The sequence below is a fragment of the Verrucosispora sp. NA02020 genome (assembly GCF_013364215.1).
In the GTDB taxonomy this organism is placed as follows: Bacteria; Actinomycetota; Actinomycetes; order Mycobacteriales; family Micromonosporaceae; genus Micromonospora.
Genome location: NZ_CP054923.1, coordinates 6,441,654 through 6,460,390 on the forward strand (window position 1 = coordinate 6,441,654; position 18,737 = coordinate 6,460,390).

16 protein-coding genes are annotated in these 18,737 nt (G+C 72.3%); 6 read left to right on the forward strand and 10 right to left on the reverse strand.

Annotated elements, in window-relative coordinates; translation table 11 throughout:
- The first annotated feature begins 104 nt into the window (after positions 1 to 104).
- Both HUT12_RS28765 and HUT12_RS28770 read left to right on the forward strand, forming a co-directional pair.
- Positions 105 to 1,439 carry a TrkH family potassium uptake protein gene (locus HUT12_RS28765; protein WP_176095273.1) on the forward strand — a complete coding sequence of 445 codons (1,335 nt, stop codon included), beginning with the start codon at positions 105 to 107 and terminating at the stop codon, positions 1,437 to 1,439.
- On the forward strand, positions 1,429 to 2,100 hold the full coding sequence (locus HUT12_RS28770; protein WP_131054300.1) for a TrkA family potassium uptake protein: 672 nt from the start codon (positions 1,429 to 1,431) through the stop codon (positions 2,098 to 2,100). The genes HUT12_RS28765 and HUT12_RS28770 overlap by 11 nt, the downstream gene beginning before the upstream one ends.
- An 8-nt stretch (positions 2,101 to 2,108) precedes the next feature.
- Here HUT12_RS28770 and HUT12_RS28775 read toward each other — a convergent pair whose 3' ends face one another.
- The 7 genes from HUT12_RS28775 to HUT12_RS28805 all read right to left on the reverse strand — a co-directional run bounded on the left by HUT12_RS28775 (position 2,109) and on the right by HUT12_RS28805 (position 11,041).
- Positions 2,109 to 3,776, reverse strand: a complete 1,668-nt coding sequence (locus HUT12_RS28775) for a serine/threonine-protein kinase (RefSeq protein WP_176095274.1) — start codon at positions 3,774 to 3,776, stop codon at positions 2,109 to 2,111.
- 70 nt (positions 3,777 to 3,846) lie between these two features.
- Positions 3,847 to 5,400 carry a fused MFS/spermidine synthase gene (locus HUT12_RS28780; protein WP_176095275.1) on the reverse strand — a complete coding sequence of 518 codons (1,554 nt, stop codon included), beginning with the start codon at positions 5,398 to 5,400 and terminating at the stop codon, positions 3,847 to 3,849.
- 36 nt (positions 5,401 to 5,436) lie between these two features.
- Positions 5,437 to 6,441, reverse strand: coding sequence for a hypothetical protein (locus tag HUT12_RS28785; protein WP_131054303.1), 1,005 nt, complete (start codon positions 6,439 to 6,441; stop codon positions 5,437 to 5,439).
- Positions 6,442 to 6,701: 260 nt separating this feature from the next.
- Entirely contained in the window at positions 6,702 to 7,511 is an 810-nt protein-coding gene (locus tag HUT12_RS28790; protein ID WP_176095276.1) for an inositol monophosphatase family protein, read from the reverse strand.
- A complete protein-coding gene (locus tag HUT12_RS28795; protein WP_131055476.1) occupies positions 7,504 to 7,956 on the reverse strand; it encodes a response regulator in 453 nt (150 codons plus the stop codon). Before HUT12_RS28795 ends, HUT12_RS28790 begins: the two co-directional genes overlap by 8 nt.
- The gene (locus HUT12_RS28800) at positions 7,953 to 9,839 is read right to left on the reverse strand and encodes an ATP-binding protein (protein ID WP_176095277.1); all 1,887 of its coding nucleotides are present in this window, start codon (positions 9,837 to 9,839) and stop codon (positions 7,953 to 7,955) included. Before HUT12_RS28800 ends, HUT12_RS28795 begins: the two co-directional genes overlap by 4 nt.
- Positions 9,836 to 11,041: a PP2C family protein-serine/threonine phosphatase gene (locus tag HUT12_RS28805; RefSeq protein WP_131055480.1), complete on the reverse strand. Its 1,206-nt coding sequence runs from the start codon at positions 11,039 to 11,041 to the stop codon at positions 9,836 to 9,838. The genes HUT12_RS28800 and HUT12_RS28805 overlap by 4 nt, the downstream gene beginning before the upstream one ends.
- Positions 11,042 to 11,243: 202 nt before the next feature.
- On the opposite strand from HUT12_RS28805, the gene HUT12_RS28810 reads away from it, so the two are divergent.
- Positions 11,244 to 13,622 (forward strand): M28 family peptidase, encoded by a 2,379-nt coding sequence (locus tag HUT12_RS28810; protein WP_176095278.1) that lies wholly within the window; start codon positions 11,244 to 11,246, stop codon positions 13,620 to 13,622.
- Positions 13,623 to 13,693: 71 nt separating this feature from the next.
- On the opposite strand, the gene HUT12_RS28815 is transcribed toward HUT12_RS28810, so the two are convergent.
- From HUT12_RS28815 to HUT12_RS28825, 3 genes are all read right to left on the reverse strand, one after another.
- Positions 13,694 to 13,948: a Smr/MutS family protein gene (locus HUT12_RS28815; protein WP_030329768.1), complete on the reverse strand. Its 255-nt coding sequence runs from the start codon at positions 13,946 to 13,948 to the stop codon at positions 13,694 to 13,696.
- A gap of 124 nt (positions 13,949 to 14,072) precedes the next feature.
- Positions 14,073 to 14,441, reverse strand: coding sequence for a M48 family metallopeptidase (locus HUT12_RS28820; protein WP_117226333.1), 369 nt, complete (start codon positions 14,439 to 14,441; stop codon positions 14,073 to 14,075).
- Between the two features lie 155 nt (positions 14,442 to 14,596).
- Entirely contained in the window at positions 14,597 to 15,343 is a 747-nt protein-coding gene (locus HUT12_RS28825) for an ROK family protein (RefSeq protein ID WP_176095279.1), read from the reverse strand.
- A gap of 79 nt (positions 15,344 to 15,422) precedes the next feature.
- Between HUT12_RS28825 and HUT12_RS28830 the strand changes: the two genes are divergently transcribed.
- The 3 genes from HUT12_RS28830 to HUT12_RS28840 all read left to right on the forward strand — a co-directional run bounded on the left by HUT12_RS28830 (position 15,423) and on the right by HUT12_RS28840 (position 18,684).
- Positions 15,423 to 17,060, forward strand: coding sequence for an ABC-F family ATP-binding cassette domain-containing protein (locus HUT12_RS28830; RefSeq protein WP_131051879.1), 1,638 nt, complete (start codon positions 15,423 to 15,425; stop codon positions 17,058 to 17,060).
- 139 nt (positions 17,061 to 17,199) lie between these two features.
- Positions 17,200 to 17,925: a methyltransferase domain-containing protein gene (locus HUT12_RS28835; protein ID WP_176095280.1), complete on the forward strand. Its 726-nt coding sequence runs from the start codon at positions 17,200 to 17,202 to the stop codon at positions 17,923 to 17,925.
- A 222-nt stretch (positions 17,926 to 18,147) separates the two neighbouring features.
- Positions 18,148 to 18,684 (forward strand): phospholipase, encoded by a 537-nt coding sequence (locus tag HUT12_RS28840; protein ID WP_131051877.1) that lies wholly within the window; start codon positions 18,148 to 18,150, stop codon positions 18,682 to 18,684.
- Positions 18,685 to 18,737 lie beyond the last annotated feature (53 nt).

Genomic DNA, 18,737 nt, shown 5'->3' on the forward strand with positions numbered 1-18,737 from the left:
CCGCACGGTGGCCGGTGGCTGGTGGCTGGGGCGCCTGACGGTCGGTGGAGGCTCGGGATCTCGATTCCCGCACCCCGAACCGGACGGAATCGGAAGATTGTCTGGTGCGCCGGTTCCTTCGTCACCCCGTGCGGCTGGTACCGGTCGGCTTCCTCGTGACGATCCTGCTCGGCGCCGGCCTGCTGATGCTGGAGCCGATGACCATCCAGCACCAGCACCCGCCGTTTCCGGTCGCGCTGTTCACCGCCACCTCGGCGGTCTCGGTCACCGGGCTGGCCATCACCGACACGCCGAACTACTGGTCCGAGACCGGGCTCGTGGTGATCACGGTGCTGACCCAGGTCGGCGGACTCGGCATCCTGACGCTCGCCGCACTGGTGGTCCTGACCGTGTCCCGGCGGCTCGGTCTGCACAACCGGATGCTGGTCCAGGCCGAGACCCTGGAGTACGGACTGGGTGACGTACGCCGGCTGCTGATGCGCATCGGGACCACGGTGCTGGTCTGCGAGGTGGTGATGACGGTCGTGCTCACCGCCCGGCTCTGGCTCGGCTACGAGTATCCCCTGCGGCGAGCGCTCTGGTCGGCGTCCTTCCACTCGATCCAGGCGTTCAACAACTCCGGCTTCTCGCTCTACTCCGACGGGCTGCTGGCCTTCGCCCGGGACCCCTGGGTGACCCTGCCGCTGGCTCTCGGTTCGATCGTCGGCGGGCTGGGGTTCCCGGCGCTGTTCGAGGCGGTCCGCCAGTGGCGGCGGCCGGTGCGCTGGTCGGTGGCCACCAAGCTGACCATCTGGGGCAGCGTCGTGCTGGTGGCCGTCGGGTTCGTGATCCTGCTGGCCAGCGAGTGGTCCAACCCCTGGACCATCGGCCAGTACGACGTTCCGGGCAAGGTGAACGCCGCGTTCACCCAGATCACGTTCTCCCGCACCGGCGGCTTCGAGGTGATGCCGATCGACCGGTTGCGGGAGGAGAGCTACCCGCTGCTGATCGCGTTGATGTTCGTCGGCGGCGGCAGCGCCAGCACCGCCGGTGGCATCAAGGTGTCCACGTTCTTCCTGCTCGCCTTCATCATGTGGGCGGAGATCCGGGGCGAGCCGGACGTCACGGTCGGGCACCGGCGCATCGCCACGTCGAGCCAGCGGCAGGCGTTGACCGTCACCCTGCTCAGCGTCGCGATGGTGGCCGCCGGCACCAGCGTGTTGATCCTGCTCACCGACGGGTTACCGCTCACCAGCACGCTGTTCGAGATCACCTCGGCGTTCAGCACCACCGGGCTCACGGTCGGGCTGACGTCGTCGTTGGAGGACGGGGGCGTGTTCCTGCTGACCGTCCTGATGTACATCGGCCGGGTGGGTCCGCTCACCCTCGGCTCGGCGATCGCCCTGAACACCCGTCGCCGTCTCTACCGCTACCCGGAGGAGCAACCCATTGTCGGCTAGAAGATCCGACGACGAGACCATCGCCGTGATCGGGCTGGGCCGTTTCGGCTGTCACCTGGCCGAGTCGCTCAGCGCCCTCGGGCACGACGTGCTGGCCATCGACCGCAACGCCCAGCAGGTGCAGAAGTGGTCGGCCCAGCTCGACGAGGTGGCCCAGGCCGACTCCACCGACGAGGACGCGCTGCGCCAGCTCGGCGTCGCCGACCTGCAACGCGTGGTGGTGGCCATCGGCGCCTCGGTGCAGGCCAGTGTGTTGACCGTGCTGGCTCTGGTCGAGCTCGGCGTACCGCAGATCTGGGCGCGGGCCACCTCCGCGCAGCACGCGAAGATCCTCTCCTCGGTCGGCGCGCAGCACGTGATCTTCCCCGAGGCGGAGACCGGCGAGCGGCTGGCCCACCTGATCGTCAGCCGGATGCTCGACTTCGTGGAGTTCGACGACGCGTTCGCCATCGCCAAGCTCCGCGTACCGGAGTCGCTGGTGGGACAGGCGATCAGCGAGGTACGGCTGCTGGACCGCTACGGCGTACGCGTGATCGGTATCAAGCCGCCCGGGGAGAGCCGCTTCCGCTACGTCTCCGACGGGCTGGAACTGGTCCGGGACAGCACGCTCATCGTCGAGGGGACCATCGAGCACGTACAGCGGTTCTCCCTGGTCACCTGAGGTCGGTGTCACCCCTTGCCGGGCTTGCCCTTCTTCGGCTTGTCCTTGCCGGGTTGCTTGTCCTTGCCCGCCTTCTCCTTACCGGGCTTCTCCTTGCCGGGCTTGGTCTTCGTGCCGGCCGGCTTCTTCTCCGCCCCGCCCTTGGCCCTGGTGCCGCCGGAGCCGCCCGAACCGGCCTTCGACGTCGTGGTGGTGGCCTTCACCGGCTTACCGGCTGCCGGGGCGCTCCCGGCGACCCCGGAGACCTGCACCCCGCACCGCGCGTCGCCGACCCGGAACTCCACCGGCAGCGGGTTCGGTCCGGTGTACCGGCCGGTCAGGCTCATCTTCTCGGTGGCTCCCGGCGCCAACGTCGGCTTCCCCGACGCCGGTTGCACGGCGACCGATCGGCCCTGCTGGCGGGCCTGCGCCGGGCTCGCCTTGGTCACCTTCTGCTTCCCGGGGAAGGTGAAACTCATCGTCCAGTCGCGCAGTTCCCGCTCGCCGGAGTTGGTCAGGCTCAGCTCGGCGGTGAACTCGGTGCCCGAGTCCGTCCGCAACGCGTAGCTGACCTGGCAGGGGACCGTCTCCTCGACGCCCATCCGGGCCTGGGTGAGCTGATCGATGCCGCCACTGGCCGGGCTGCGCGAGGTCATCGTCCAGACCATCGCCGTGACGCCGATCAACGCGGTGGCGGCCACCGCCGCCTCGATCCGGCGGCGGCGGGTCGTGGCACGGCGGGTCCGCTGGCCGGCGAAGGGCAGCGCGTCGGTCGCGGCGGACCAGGGCAGAATCGTGGTGCCGACGCTGGCCAGCATCATCGGCGCGGGGGCCCGTTCGTCCTCGGCCCGCGCGGTCACCTTGCCGACCGCCTCGGCGAGGCACCGGGCCAGTTCGGCGGTACGCGGCCGGTCCTCCGGGCACTTCGCCAGGCAGCGGTGCACCAGCGCGGCGACGCCGTCGGGCAGCCCCGGCACGTCCGGCATCGGCTCGGGTTCGCGGTACAGGTGCGCCCGCAGCATCTGCGTGGTGGTGTTCGCCTCCCAGGGCAGCCGCCCGGTGAGCATCCGGTAGAGCAGCAGGCCGACCGCGTACACGTCGGTGGCCGGGCTGACCTGGCCGTTGTCGAGCCGTTCCGGGGCGAGGTAGGCGGGGGTGCCGAGCAGTGTGCCGTCCGGCCCCTTCTCGCTCTCCCCGACCAGCGCCGAGATGCCGAAGTCGACGACCTTGACGCCGGTCGGGGTCAGCATCACGTTGCCGGGCGTGACGTCCCGGTGCACCACACCCCGGGCGTGCGCGGTGGCCAGTGCGGAGGCCACCTCCGCCGCCACCGTCACCGCCTCCCGCCACGGCAGCCGGGCGTCGCGGCGCAGTCGTGCGGTCAGCGGAGCGCCGTCGATGAGTTCCATCACCACGTACGGCACGGTCAGCCCGACCTGCTCGGACTCCCCGTAGTCGTACACGTTGGTGATGTTGGGGTGGCAGAGCCGGGCGGCGGCCTGTGCCTCGATCCGGATCCGGTGCCGGAACGCCCGGTCGCTGGCCAGCCGGGACGCGAGGACCTTGACCGCCACCTGGCGGCCGAGCACCTCGTCGTAGCCGCGCCAGACCACCGACATCCCGCCGGTGCCGACCTGCTCGATCAGTCGGTACCGCTCACCGACCAGTTGCGTGCCCCTGCGTTGGCCACCACCCATGGTCGGCGTTGTTGCCCGACACGAACCCGCCTACACCTTTCTGGTCGGATTCGGTCAGGATCTCACCCGATCAGGCGGTCGCGAGCAATTGGTCCACCGGCGCGTAGTCATCGGTCAACACCAGTGCGTCACCGACGAAATCAGTCAGGTCGCCGCCGGAGAGCAGGCTGACCGCCTCGTTGCGGTCGTCCAGCCGGGCCCGCACGGCGGCCAGCGGCAGCGGCGTGTCCGAGGCGACGATCAGGAAGTTGGCGCCCCGCTCCCCCGCCAGCGCCTCCGGCGGGGCGATCAGCGCGACGTGCCGGAACTCGGCGGAGACGGTGGCGACCTCGCTGCGGATTAAGCGCAGCGGCGGGTAGTCGATCACGTTCTGCACGTACACCCCGCCGGGCCGGACGACCCGCCGCACCTCGGCCGCCATCTCCCGGGTCGCCAGGTGCCACGGCACCACCAGGTGGCCGAACGCGTCGCCGACCACGAAGTCCCGCGTGTCGGTGCCCTCCGCGACCACCAGCATCCGGGCGTCGCCCACCGCGGCCCGCAGGTCCGGTCCCTGCCGTACGCCGAGGTGGCGCTCACCCAACTCGACCAGCCCGCCGTCGATCTCGAAGACCAGGTTGTCGGTGCCGGGCCGGGTGGCGGTCAGGTAACGCGGCACGGTGAACCCGCCGCCGCCCAGGTGCAACGCGTCGAGCCGCTGGCCCTCCGGCGCCATCACGTCCGCCACCGCCCCGATCCACCGGGTGTACGCGTACTCCAGGTGGGTCGGGTCGGCCAGGTCGACGTACGAGTGTTGGGCCGAGTTCAGGAGCAGCGTCCGCCCGCTGGACCGGCCGGGATCCGCCTCCACCCGGGCGCAGTGGTACGCCGTCTCCACGTCGCACGGGTCCGGCGCCACCACGGTCAGTCCCACCCCGACCAGCCCCAGCACCGCCAGCGCGGCCCTGGTCCGGGCCGGACCCGGCAGGCCGGCCCGGTCCTGCCGGTGCAGGTACACCCCGAGCGCGATCCCGGTGATGCCCAGCGAGGCGGCCAGCCCGAACAGGATGACCGTGCTCGGCAGCGCAGCGACCAGCACGAAGCCGGTGACCAGGGTGGCCGTCACCGCACCCAGGGTGCCGATGCCGGAGAGCCGGCCGACCACCTGACCGGTCCGGCGCAGGTCGGCGAGCTGAAGCTTGATCACCAGCGGGCTGACCGAGGAGAGCAGCATCGCGGGCGCGAAGACGGCGACCACAACGAGCAGCAGGATCGCGCTCTCCGCGCCGCCACGCAGCACCTCACCGGCGTACCGCACCGCCGGCAGGGTGATCGCGGTGGCGATGCCGGAGAGCACCAGCGCGGGCGCCAGCAGCGTACGCGGATTGCGCCGGTCGGCCAGCCAGCCGCCCGCCCACGCCCCGTACGCGATCGCGGCCAACGCGATGCCGATGACCGAGCTGGTCACCTGGAGAGTGACCCCCACGTACGGCCCGACGAGGCGCAACGCGGCGGTCTCCAGGACCAGGACGGCTCCGCTGGAGTAGAAGACCAGGAACGCGGCGAGCCCGTTGGGCAGTGCCCGGGGTGCCTCCGGTTCGGAGGGCACGGCGGGCACCGCCACCTCAGGCGATGGAGAGTTCATCGTGGCGATGGTACGCAGCGGGAAAGGGGCGCCGGGTCAGTACATCGAAGTGTGAACATGGTTCGTGTGATCCGCGGCCGGACTGCCACTGCCGCCGTACGCCCGCCAGCCGGTCCCCGGGTGCCAGATCTGTCGGTACCAGATCACGTAGAGCACACCGAGCCGGTCGGCGTTGCGGACGTGCCAGGCGGCCAGGCTGTCCCCGTACGACTTGTCGCCGCCGGTGGCCGTGCGGTCCTCGAACCCGTTCGTGGCGGCCGAGAAGTCGCAGGCCCGGCCCTTCGGGTGCTCACCCGAGCCGCCGCTGCGGTAACAGGAGACGTGCCGCTTGTAACCGGCCGCCTTGGTTTGGTTGAGCATGTGCAGCGTGCGCGCGGTGATGCAGCCGGAGGTCGTCGGGTCGTTCACCGAGCACGACTCACCGGGCCAGGAGCCGTCGGAGTTGCGCGGTGCCGGGCTGGCCGAGCTGGAGTTGCCGCCGCTGAAACCGCCACTGCCGCCCGAGCTGACGGCGGCCAGGGCCGTCTCGGCCTCCTTCTTCTTCTTCGCCATGACGGCGAGCTGCTTGCGCTGCTCGCGCACCTCGGCGTTGATCGCGAGCTTCGCCTGCCGGGCCTCCTCGCGGGCCGCGGTCAGCTCGCGCACCCGGCGACCGTCCCGCTGGGCCATCATGTCCAGGCTGGCGGCCCGCTGCACGAAGGCCTCCGGGGTGCCGCTGTCCAGCAACGCGGCCGCCGCGCTCAGCCGGCCGACCCGGTAGGACTGCGCGGCCACCTCGCCGACCAGATCGGTCAGCTCGCCGAGCCGGCCCTCCACGTCGGCCAACTGCGCGGCCATCTCCTTCTGCCGCTTCTCCGAGCCCTGAAGCTTCCGCTTGGCCTCGATGTGCGCCTTGGCGGTCGACTCCAGGGCGTCCCGCAGCTTCTTGCTGCCCCCCTCGTTGGGCTCGGCGTACGCCGGGACGGCCCCGAGGCCGAACAGCAGCGCCACCGCGGCGAGCAGGGCGATCAGCGGCCGGAGAGCCCGCCGCCCGATGGGCATGGACCTGCGCACGAAAGCATCCTTCCGTCGGCCGCCGGCCCCCGATGGGGCGCTGCGCGGCGTCGGCCGCCGCCGACGCCGGTCGGCGGCCTGCTGGCGAAGACCGCCGGTCAGGATACCGGACCGGACCCGCAGAACCACGCCCCCGAACCCCGCACCGGCCGCACCGTCGACACACCGACACCACGCCCTCACCCAGCGCACTCGCATTCACGTCGGTCACGGCGTGCGAGCGGTCGTGGATCTCCCGATGCCAGCGGTCAGGGTGCCAGGAGCGTGTTGTGCACCTCGGTCCACACCTTGTCGCTGGCGGCCACCAGCAGACCCGGCTCGGTGTCGGCCGGGTGGTAGTCGGTGCCGTCGAGACGACGGGCCACCCCACCGGCCGCCCGGACCAGCAGCGTGCCGGGGCCGTGGTCCCAGGGCAGGGTGCGCCAGAACAGCACGAACTGCTGCCGCCCGGTGAGCACGTCGAGATACTCGCGGCCGGCGCAGTGCTGGCCGGGCAGCAACTCGCCGATCCGGGAACTGCCGGCCACGACCGTCCGCTGGGACGGCCCCGGCAGGAACTTGGTCATCGCGGCCCCCCGCAGCTCACCGACGGGTGGCGCGTCGGCGGGCAGGCGCAACGGCGCACCGTCGACGTACGCGCCCGCGCCGTCCTGCGCGGTGGCCAGCGTCCCGGCGACCGGATCGAGGATCCACGCGGCCGTCGGACGCCCCTCGGTGAGCAGGGAGACCATCAACGCGAACGGGGACTTGCCGGCCGCGAAGTTGGCGGTGCCGTCGATCGGGTCCACCAACCACACCTCGCCCGAGGAACCCAGGTGCCGCAGCAGGCCCGGATCGTCGGCCACCGCCTCCTCGCCGACCACCACCGAATTGGGGCGTAGCCGACGCAGCCCGGCACTGATCATGTCCTCGGACCGGCGGTCGGCGACGGTGACCAGTTCACCGGGGGCCTTCTCGGTCACGTCGGCGTCGTCGAGGTGCCGGAAAAGCGGTAGCACCACCCGGTCGGCGGTCTCCCGCAGCAACCCGGCGACGTCGTCGACCAGGGTGTCAGCCACGCGGCGGCAGCTTCACCACGCTGACGAAGAACTCGTCGATCTGTCGGACCACCGCGATGAACCGCTCGAAGTCCACCGGCTTGGCGACGTACGCGTTGGCGTGCAACTGGTAGCTGCGCAGTATGTCCTCGTCGGCCTGCGAGGTGGTGAGCACCACGACCGGGATGCGGCGGAGCTGCTCGTCCTTCTTGATCTCCTCCAGCACCTCCCGGCCGTCCCGGCGCGGCAGGTTCAGGTCGAGCAGGATCAGGTCGGGCATCGGCGCGTCCGCGTACTCGCCCTCGCGGCGCAGGTAGGCCAGCGCCTCGGCGCCGTCGGAGACCACGCTCAGCCGGTTGCGCAGCTTGTGCTCCTCGAAGGCCTCCCGGGTCATCAGCACGTCGCCCGGGTCGTCCTCGACCAGCAGCACCTCGATCGGGCTGTTGCCGTCAGCCGGCGCGGTCATCTCACCGCCTCCTTCATGCCACCAGTTCCGTTGCCCGCCGCCCCGTCCGGGGCCTGCGGTCCGCCGTCGTCGGGCGACCCGCCGGTGCGCTGCGCGACGCCGGACGAGGGCCGCCCCGCACCCACCTCTTCGCCGACCGTACCGCCGTCACCTGGGGTTTCCGCACCCGATCCGGCTCCGTCACCGCGCGACGACCCCGCGTCGACGCCGGTGGCCCCGGCCGTCGACGGCCCGTCACCGGGCCGCTCCGCCGCGTCCGGCCCGGCGCCATCCGCGTCCGACGCCGCCTCGGCGGTCGATCCGTCCGCACCGGCGGTCTGCCTGGCGCGCTCGATGTCGGCGGGGAGCGCCGGCAGGGTGAAGCGGATCGCGGTGCCCTCCGGCACGTCGGTGTCCACCCAGACCCGGCCGCCGTGGTACTCCACGATCTTCTTGACGATCGCCAGCCCGATGCCGGTGCCCGGGTACGCGTCCTTGGCATGCAGCCGCTGGAAGATCACGAAGATCTTCTCGGCGAACTCCGGCTCGATCCCGATGCCGTTGTCCTGGCAGGTGATCTCCCACTCGTCGTCGACCAGCCGGGCCGAGACGTGCACCTTCGGGGTGACGTCCGGCCGGCGGAACTTCACCGAGTTGCTGACCAGGTTCACCAGCAGATTGGTGAGCAGCGGCTCCTCGCCCCGGATCACCGGCAGGTCGCCCCAGGTCAGCTCCGCGTCGGCGTACTGGCGGGCCGGCTCGGTCTGCGCCGACACCTCGCCCATCAGGCGGTTCAGGTCCACCTCGGTGAACCCGGCGGTGATCCGGCCGATCCGGGAGAACGCCAGCAGGTCGTTGATCAGCCGCTGCATCCGCTGCGCGCCGTCCACGGCGAAGGCGATGTACTGGTCGGCCCGCTCGTCGAGGCGGCCGGCGTACCGGCGCTGGAGCAGCTGGCAGAAGCTGGCCACCTTGCGCAGCGGCTCCTGCAGGTCGTGCGAGGCGACGTAGGCGAACTGCTCCAGGTCACGGTTGGACCGGGTCAGCTCCTCCGCCTGCTTCTGCAACTGGGTGTTGACCCACTCGATCCGTTCCCGCGCCTCGCGTACCTCGGCCAGGTCCGCGGCGATCTTCTGGCGCATCGCGTCCACGTCCTCGCCGAGACGCTGGAACTCCGGGGGCCCGGCACCGGTGATCCGGTGCGAGTAGTCGCCGGTGGCCACCTGACGGACCTGCCCGGCCAGCGTGGTCAGCGGACGCAGCACCATCCGGTCCAACGAGAGCAGCAGCGCGATGCCGGCCAGCGCGACCACCAACGCGGCGACGATGAGCAGCACGACGAGCAGGTTGCCGGTCCGCTCGACGTCGCGGGCGGTCGCCTCCCGGGCGGTGAAGATCTCGTCCTGCAACGCGGCGACCGAAGCGCGCAACTCGTCGAACCGCTGACGGCTCTCGTCGGTCAACAGGGCCTGCCCCGCCGCCGTGCCGCTGCTGTTCGTGGTGTCGATCACCGGCTGGGCGACGGTGCGCCGCCACTCCTGTGCCTGCTGCTCGACCACCACGAGGTCGTCCACGATGGCCGGGTACTTGCCGGACAGCTTCCGGATCTCCCGGGCTGTCGCCTGCTCCCGCGCCAGTCCCTGCTCGTACGGGCCCAGGTCCTCCGGATCACCGGTGACCGCGTAACCGCGTACCCCGGTCTCCTGGTCGAGAAGCGCGTTGAGCATCTCCTGGCCCTGCACCCGCAGCGGTCCGACCTGCATCAGCAGCACGTCGGTGTACTCGCGGTTCTTGGTGGCCACGACCGCCTCCGCGCCCGCGACGCTGAGCAGGATCGCGCCGACCACGCCGAGCATCACCAGCACCCGGCGACGCAGCGTCCACGCACTCGCCACCAGGTTCATCGGCCGCCGCCCCGGGAGACCAGCAGCATCGCCACGTCGTCCGCGAACGGGCCACCGTTGAGCTGCTCGGCCCGACCGACCAGCCAGGCCGGCATCTCGGAGAGCGGGAGCTTGCGGCTGTCCGGCTCGGCGAGCAGGCGGGTGAGGCCGGGCACGTCGAGGCGTTCGTCACCATCGCCCACCCGGCCCTCGATCAGGCCGTCGGTGTACATCAACAGGGACCACTCATCGGTGTCGAACTCCAGGTCGAAGGCAGTCGGCCGGCGCGGCCGTACGCCGAGCAACAGACCACCCGGTGCGGGTACGGGCACCACCCGCCCACCGGTGAGCATCACCGGCGGCGGATGACCCGCCAGCCGGACGGTCGCCCGGTTGGCCGCCAGGTCGAGGCGGACCGCCGCGACCGTGGCGAAGATCTCCTGGAGCCGGCGCTCGCTCATCAGCACCTGCTCCAACGCGGGCAGCACCTCGTCGTCGGGCACCCCGGCGAGGACCAGCGCCCGCCAGGCCACCCGGAGTTCGACGCCGAGCGCCGCCTCGTCCACCCCGTGCCCGCAGACGTCCCCGACGATCAGGTCGACCCGGTCCGGGCGGGTCTGCACCACGTCGTAGAAGTCCCCGCCGATCAGGGCGGCGTGCCGACCGGGGCGGTAGAACGTGTGCACCGCGATCTCGTCGGTCGACATCAGCGGCTGGGGCAGCAGGCCGCGCTCCAGACGCGCCGACTCGGCCTGGCGCAGCTCCACCTCGCGCAGCCGGCGGGCGTTCTCGTCGGCCCGCTTGCGTTCCACCGCGTACCGCAGCGCCCGGGTCAGCAGCACCCCGTCGACCTGGCCCTTGACCAGGTAGTCCTGTGCCCCCTCGGCGACCGCCACGATGCCCAGGTGCTCGTCCGAGCGCCCGGTGAGTACGCACACCGCCGCGCTGCCGGACATCTCCAGCACCTGCCGCAGCCCGTCCAGCCCCTGCGCGTCGGGCAGCCCGAGGTCGAGCAGGACGCAGTCGACCCCGGCGACGCGTTTGCGGGCCTCGCGCAGGCTCGTCGCGACCAGCAGGTCGATTCCCGAGTTGGTCTCGGCGAGCAGCTCGCCCACGAGGAACGCGTCTGCCTCGTCGTCCTCGACCAGCAGCACCCGGAGTCGCTCACCGGGCGGCAGGTTGGGATTGCCGCCGAGACCGCCCTGCGGATACGGCCACGACACGACGGAGGGACCGGTCACACCGGTCCCCCGGTGCGGCCGGGTCACCGCCGCCACGGGCGGGAGGTCGTTGGCGATGTCGGGCTCCTTCCGAGTGCCCTGCTGATCCTGTATTAGACAACGTTCGCACACAACACGAGGGGGCGGCCCGGCCCGGCATGGAGGATGATGTCCACCCCCAGGTCCCACCCCCGAGGAGCCACCCGTGGGCGTTCCCCCCAGCCCCGCCGCCGACCGTGCCCTCTCCCGACCGGCCCGGCGACCCCTGGCCGCGCTCGCGGCACTCGTCGCGCTGGTCGCCGTCGGCACCACCGCGCTGCTCGACATCCGGCCCCCGGCACCCCGTCCGGCCGACGCGCCGGCCGGTGAGTTCAGCGCCGGGCGGGCGTACCCGCACGTGCAGCAGGTGGCGAGCCGGCCGCACGTCGCGGGCAGCCCGGCCAACGACGAGGTCCGCGCCCACCTGGAGACGGTGCTGCGCGGTCTCGGCCTACAGACCGAGGTGCAGGACACGGTCGCCGAGGAGGCCGGTCAGCTCAGCGGGGCGGCGGGCGGGGCCACGCTGGCCCGGGTACGCAACGTGGTGGCCCGGCTGCCCGGCACCGCCTCCACCGGCACGGTGTTCCTGGTCGCCCACTACGACGCGGTGCAGACCGGCCCGGGCGGCAACGACGACGGCGCCGGTGTCGCCACCATCCTGGAGGTGGCCCGGGCCCTGACCGACGGCCCCGCCCCGCGCAACGACATCGTGTTCGTGCTCACCGACGCCGAGGAGGCGTGCCTCTGCGGAGCCTCGGCCTTCGCCACCGAGCACCCGCTCGCCGCCGGCAAGGGAGTGGTGCTCAACCTGGAGGCGCGCGGGCGGACCGGGCCGGTGATCATGTTCGAGACGTCGCCCCGGAACGCCGCGCTGGTCGACGTCTTCGGTCGGGCCGCACCGCATCCGGTGGGCACCTCGTTCGCCGTGGAGGTCTACCGGGCGCTGCCCAACGACACCGACTTCACCGCCTTCCTCGACGCCGAGTTCGTCGGGCTGAACTCGGCGTACCTGGACGGCGGGGCGATCTATCACACCCCGCTGGACACCCCGGCCTCGATGGACCGGGCCAGCCTCCAGCACCACGGCGACAACACGTTGGGACTCGCCCGCGAGTTCGGCGCGATCGACCTCGGCAACCTGCGTGCCGGCCACGACGCCACCTACTTCCCGGTGCCGGGCGGGCTGGTCCGTTACCCCGGCACGCTGGTGCTGCCGCTGGCACTGCTGGCGCTGGCGGCCGTCGTCGCCCTCGGCTGGCTGGCCCGCCGCCGGGGTCGGGTCACCACCGGTCGGCTGGCCGCCGGCTTCGCCCTGGGGCTGGTGCCGATCGTGGTCGCGCCGGTCGGCGCACAACTGCTCTGGGTGGCGATCACCGCCCTGCGGCCCGGGTACGCCGAACTCCTCGACCCGTACCGTCCGACCCTCTACCGGCTGGCCGTGCTGGCGCTCGCCGCCACCGTCCTGTTCACCTGGTACGCGCTCACCCGTCGCCGGGTCGGTCCCGCCGCGCTGGCCGTCGGAGGGCTCGGCTGGCTGGCGCTGCTCGGCGTACTCCTCGCCGTGCTGGTGCCCGGCGGGGCGTACCTGGCGACGCTGCCGGCCCTGGCAGGCGCGCTCACCGGCCTGGTCGCGGTCGCCACCCGTCGCGACGGCCCGGTGCCGGTGGTCGCCGTCACCCTCGGCGCGGCGGTGGCGGTGATCGTGCTGCTGCCCACCGTGGTGCTGCTCTTCCCGGCCCTCGGCATGGGCATGGGCGGCGTGGCCGCCCTCTTCGCCGTGCTGCTCGGCCTGGCCGCGCTCCCGGTCGTGGACCTGCTGCACCCGGAGGCCGGCGGCCAGCGCGGCATGGTGGCGCTGCGGGCCCGCCGACTCGGCGCCCTGCCGGCCGGGGCCGCCGCGCTGGCCACCGTCGTCCTCGCCGCCACCGGCTTCGCCGTCGACCGCTTCGACGCCGCGCACCCGGTGCCCACCCACCTGATGTACGCCCTGGACACCGACACCGGCACGGCCCGCTGGCTCAGTCACGAGTCGACCCCGCAACCCTGGACCGACGAGTACGTGGACGGGACCATCCGGATCGCCGACGAGTTCCCCGGCATCGGCGCCGAGGAACTGTTCGCCGGTCCGGCGCAGGCGGCGGCCCTGCCCGCGCCCCGACTGGAGGTGCTGGCCGACACCGGCACCGCCGACGAGCGCACCCTGCGGCTACGGCTCACCCCGCAGCGCCCGGTACGCCTGACCACCCTGCACGTCGACACCTCCACCGCGACGGTCCGCAGCGCGCAGGTGGCGGGGCGGCCGGTGCCGGTCGAGGTCCGCGACGGCCGGTGGGGTTTCGGGGTGGTCTTCCACGCCCCACCGCCGGAGGGCATCGAGATCACGCTGACCGTCGCGCCGAAGGCCCCGCAGGTCGCGTTCCGCGCGATGGACGCCAGCGACGGGCTGGACGCGGTACCCGGTTTCCGGCCCCGACCGCCGGACGTCGGTGTCGCCGGCTCGCACAGCTCCGAGATGCTCGCCGTGGCCCGCACCTATCCGCTGTGAGCGGGCTGCCCGGCCGGTGGGCCGGGCGCCCGCTGGCGCGGTCCCGCCGCCCGTGCTGCGGCGGGTCTGGCCTACTTCCAGCGGAAGTGCACGAAGAGTCGGCCGAAGTTCTTGGAGTCCTTCTCGACCCGGTGGTAGAGCTGCTTGACGTCCTTCTGGTCGAGGAAGCGCAGCACCCGCTTCTTGAGCTGACCGGAGCCCTTGCCCGGGATGATCTCCACGAGGGTGGCCTTCTTGGCCACCGCCTCGTCCATGATCCCGCGCAGTGCCCGGTCGATGTCGTGGCCCTTGTTGAAGATCTCGTGCAGGTCCAGCTTCAGCTTCATGCCCCGTCCACCGTCCGGTCGGCTCCCATGCGGCCATCGTAGGCACGTCCCCGGCAGGGCCCGGAGACGACGAGAGGGCGGCCCGTCCGGGCCGCCCTCTCGTCGTCGTGTCGCGTACGCCGCCTCAGCGGCTACCGCCGACCCGGGTCTCGACCCGCCGCAGCGCGGTCGTGTAGTCGTCGTTGGCGGAGTGCATGGCCGCCGCGATGCGCAGGTGCCGCAGCGCGTCGGTGTACCGGTTCAGCCGCTCCAGCGTCCGGCCCAGCACGTGGTGGGCGTAGTGGTCGCTGGGGTTGCGGTCGATCAACTCCTGCAACTGCTCCTCGGCCCGCCGGAGCTGGGCCGACTGGAAGTACGCCCGGGCCAGCAACTGGCGGACGGCGGAGTTGTCGGGCTCGGCCTCGACGATCGGCTCGAGCAGCCGGGCCGCTCCGCTCGGGTCGCCCGACTCGAAGAACAGGGTCGCTCGCCGGTACTCAGCCAGAAGATCCATTCTGCCCACCCCCTAGTTCGCACCACTGCCCTGACGCTGGCACAACACCGGCGGGCGCGCGAGTGTTCCCGCACGACTCCGCCGGGGGGTGGGGCGGCTGCACGTGTTAGCAGGGGTCCCCTGCTATGCCGCAGGCGTTAGCAGGGGACCCCTGCTTACACCAGGTCCCAGGCGCGGACACCACCGACGATGCCGGCGCTGTTGGGCACCACCACCACGTCGTCGCCCATCCGGGCGAGTTGCTCGGGCCGGATCAGCCGGGAGTTGCCGCCGCCCAGATAGAGCCGGTCCCAGCGGAACACCGGGCGCAGCCCCTCCACCACCTGCCGGATCCGTCGGGACCAGAACGCGTCGCCCAACCGGCGGCGTTCCGGCTCGCCCACGTACGTGTCGTAGGTGGTGCCCCACCGCACCGGGGCGTGCGACAGCTCCAGGTGCGGGGCGAGCACACCACCGTCGAAGAGGGCGCTGCCCAGCCCGGTGCCGAGGGTCAGCACCAGCTCGCAGCCGGTGCCCGCGACCACCCCGGCACCGTGCACCTCGGCGTCGTTGAGCACCAGCGTGGGCAGCTCGAACGCGGCGGCGAGGGCGCTGCGGGCGTCGTACCCGGACCACTGGGCGTTCAGCGCCGGGTCGACCCGGCTGCGCGGGCCGGAGCGGGTCACGTAGTGCGGGGTGGTGACCACCACGCCGTGCCGGATCATGCCCGGCATGCCGACGGTCACCCGGTCGGCGGAGGGGAGCCGGTCGCCGAGTTCCCGCAGGGTCCGCACGAACAGCTCGGGCGGTAGCGGGTAGGGGGTGGGCACCCGCATCGGTTGGGCCCGCATGGTGCCGGCGGCGTCCAGGACGGACGCCTTGATCCCGCCACCGCCGCAGTCGATCGCCAGAGTGGTCTGCACGACCGTGAGTCTGCCTCGTGTGCCGCGCCCGGGCATGGCGGGCCACACCAACCACGCCGGCGGGTAGGCTCGGCTGCTTGTGAGCGCCACGTTGATCGCCAAGGACCTGGCCGCCGGGCACGGGGAGCGGACGCTGTTCACCGGGCTGGACCTGGTGGTCGCCCCCGGGGACGTGATCGGCCTGGTCGGGCCGAACGGGGCGGGCAAGTCGACGCTGCTGCGTACGCTCGCCGGGCTGTTGCCGGTGGAGGCCGGCAGTGTCGCGGTGAGTCCGCCCGGCGCGAGCGTCGGGCACCTGCCGCAGGAGCCGGACCGCCATCCCGGCGAGACGATCCGGGCGTTCCTGGCCCGGCGGACCGGGGTGGCCCGGGCGCAGGCCGCTCTCGACGCGGCCACCGAGGCGCTGACCACCGGTGCACCGGGCGCCGACGACGCGTACGCCACCGCGTTGGAGAGTTGGCTCGGCCTGGGCGGAGCCGACCTGGACGAGCGGGCCGAGGAGGTCGCTGCGGAGCTGGGTCTCGCCGTCGACCTCGACCACGAGATGACCGGGCTCTCCGGCGGACAGGCCGCCCGCGCCGGGCTCGCGTCGCTGCTGCTCAGTCGGTACGACGTCTTCCTGCTCGACGAGCCCACCAACGACCTGGACCTGGCCGGGTTGGAGCGCCTGGAGCAGTTCGTCACCGGGTTGCGGGCCGGCACGGTGCTGGTCAGCCACGACCGGGAGTTCCTGACCCGGACGGTGACCCGGGTGCTGGAGCTGGACCTGCATCAGCAGCAGGTCAACCACTTCGGTGGCGGCTACGCGGCGTACCTGGAGGAGCGGGAGGTGGCGCGCCGCCAGGCACGCGCCGAGTTCGAGGAGTACGCCGACACCAGGTCGTCGTTGGAGGCGCGGGCGCGCACGCAGCGATCCTGGATGGAGAAGGGTGTCCGCAACGCCCGGCGCAAGGCCACCGACAACGACAAGATCGGCCGCAAGTTCCGCTCCGAGGCGAGCGAGAAGCAGGCGGCGAAGGCCCGACAGACCGAACGGTTGATCGAGCGGCTGGACGTGGTCGAGGAGCCACGCAAGGAGTGGGAGCTGCGGATGGAGATCGCCGCCGCACCCCGTGCCGGCGCCGTCGTGGCCACTCTCCGCGACGCGGTGGTACGCCGGGGCGACTTCACCCTCGGTCCGGTGCATCTGCAGATCGACTGGGCCGACCGGGTGGCGATCACCGGGGCGAACGGCTCCGGCAAGTCGACGCTGCTCGCCGCCCTGCTGGGCCGGCTGCCGCTGGACACCGGTCAGGCCGCGCTGGGCCCGGGTGTGGTGGTCGGCGAGGTGGACCAGGCACGCGGGTCGTTCCTCGGGGACGCCCCGCTGCTGGACGCCTTCCGGGTCGCCGTACCGGACCTGTCGCCGGCCGACGCGCGGACGCTGCTGGCCAAGTTCGGCCTGCGCGCCCAGCATGTGCTGCGCCCCGCCGCGACGCTCTCGCCGGGCGAGCGGACCCGGGCCGCGTTGGCGCTGTTGCAGGGGCGCGGGGTCAACCTGCTGGTGCTCGACGAGCCGACCAACCACCTGGACCTGCCGGCGATCGAGCAGTTGGAGTCGGCGCTGGCCGGCTACCCGGGCACGTTGCTGCTGGTGACGCACGACCGGCGGATGTTGGACGCGGTACGCGTGGACCGCCGTCTGCGGGTCGACGCCGGGCGGATCGCCGAGTCCTGATCCCGGCCCGCCACACCGGGCTGACCGGCCCCTTCCCGGCGCACCGGTCCGGCCGACGGCCCACCGGAGCGCCGCCTTCTGGGCTAAGTTGCCCATAACGGGCAGCGATCGGGGTATCGCGCCGGCCGGAGGTGGGCGAATGGTCGCGTTGGCACACACCCCGCCCTCGGCCGAACGGCTGCGGGCGGTCGACGGGTTCCTCGCGGAGGCATGGGCGGACCAGGCCCGCCACGACGAGAGACTGCGACCGCTGGCCGTGGAGGTCCGCTTCGACCGGGGCGTCGCCCACCTGACCGGCGAGGTCGACGAGCCGGCCCAGCTCCGCCTGGTACGCGAACAGGTCGGCCGACTCGCCGGGGTCTTCGGCGTCTGGTGCCGGGTACGTGTCGGCGGACGCGACCCGGTGGTGGTGGACCTCGGCTGCGGCGGCACCAAGCAGTGGCCGGGCAACCTCGGGCTGGACATCTATCCGGCGCCCGGCGTGGACGCGGTGGCCGATCTCTCCGGCTCGCTGCCGCTGGCCGCCGACTCGGTGGACGTCCTGTTCGCGGTGCACATCCTGGAGCACCTGATCGACTTCCTGCCACTGCTCGACGAGTGCCACCGGGTGCTGCGCCCCGGCGGCGTCCTGCACGTGATGAGCCCCTGGTGGGGGCATGTGAACGCGGTCGCCGACCCGACCCACGTCCGACTGCTGGACGTACAGACCATCAAGGGGGTCTGCGCGATGCGTCCACCGGGCACACCGCGCTGGCACCCGTTGCACGCCGGCACCGACGGCGCCTCGATCTTCGCCGACCTCACGCCGTTGGGCGTGGACGACGACGGCCCCTCCCCCGCCCACATGGCCCGCTTCTTCGACTGACCACCCACCGGTCCACCCGGCACTGAGCGGCGAATCGGGCCGACCGGCCCGCGAATGCCCCGGACGTCGTCGACGTCCGGGGCATTCGTCTGTTTCAGCACGGTCACCAATATTTCTCAGTGGCTACACCCGGATACCAGGACCTTGATCGAGACTGTTCGAACTCCGGGTACTCGCCGGTAACCACTGCCCCCACCGCACACCCCCGCGGAGGTATCCCCCGTGCTCAGACGTCTCACCACCGTCCTGGCCTCCGGCGCGGTCGCGCTGGCCGCCACGCTCGCCGTGGCGTCCCCGGCGGCTGCGGCCGTCACGCCCGCCCAGAAGCTGTCCGTCCTGTCGAGCTGGACCCAGACCAGCGCCAGCAGCTACAACGCCTGGAACTCGGCCCGGCAGAACCGCACGCCGTGGGCCGGCTACAACTTCGACTGGTCCACCGACTTCTGCTCGTCCAGCCCGGACAACCCGCTCGGGTTCCGCTTCTCCCTCTCCTGCCACCGACACGACTTCGGCTACCGCAACTACAAGGCGGTCGGCCAGTTCAGCGCCAACAAGTCCCGCCTGGACAGCGCCTTCTACGAGGACCTCAAGCGGGTCTGCGCCACGTACAACTCGGTCGTCCGGCCGGCCTGCCTCAGCCTGGCCTGGACCTACTACCAGGCGGTGAGTGTCTTCGGCTCGGCCGCCGCCGTCCAGCAGTCCGACATCGACCGGGCCGCCCGGATGAAGGCCGAGGCCGAACTCCTCGCCCGCACCTGACCCGCGCGCCGAGGGGTCCGCGTCCGACGCGGGCCCCTCGGTCAGGCGTGTTC

Bases quoted from the DNA above. Each gene is read 5' to 3' on its own strand.
- HUT12_RS28775 (WP_176095274.1), bottom strand. From the start codon at position 3,776: ATGGGTGGTGGCCAACGCAGGGGCACGCAACTGGTCGGTGAGCGGTAC.
- HUT12_RS28780 (WP_176095275.1), bottom strand. From the start codon at position 5,400: ATGAACTCTCCATCGCCTGAGGTGGCGGTGCCCGCCGTGCCCTCCGAA.
- HUT12_RS28785 (WP_131054303.1), bottom strand. From the start codon at position 6,441: ATGCCCATCGGGCGGCGGGCTCTCCGGCCGCTGATCGCCCTGCTCGCC.
- HUT12_RS28795 (WP_131055476.1), bottom strand. From the start codon at position 7,956: ATGACCGCGCCGGCTGACGGCAACAGCCCGATCGAGGTGCTGCTGGTC.
- HUT12_RS28800 (WP_176095277.1), bottom strand. From the start codon at position 9,839: ATGAACCTGGTGGCGAGTGCGTGGACGCTGCGTCGCCGGGTGCTGGTG.
- HUT12_RS28815 (WP_030329768.1), bottom strand. From the start codon at position 13,948: ATGAAGCTGAAGCTGGACCTGCACGAGATCTTCAACAAGGGCCACGAC.
- HUT12_RS28820 (WP_117226333.1), bottom strand. From the start codon at position 14,441: ATGGATCTTCTGGCTGAGTACCGGCGAGCGACCCTGTTCTTCGAGTCG.
- HUT12_RS28835 (WP_176095280.1), top strand. From the start codon at position 17,200: ATGGTCGCGTTGGCACACACCCCGCCCTCGGCCGAACGGCTGCGGGCG.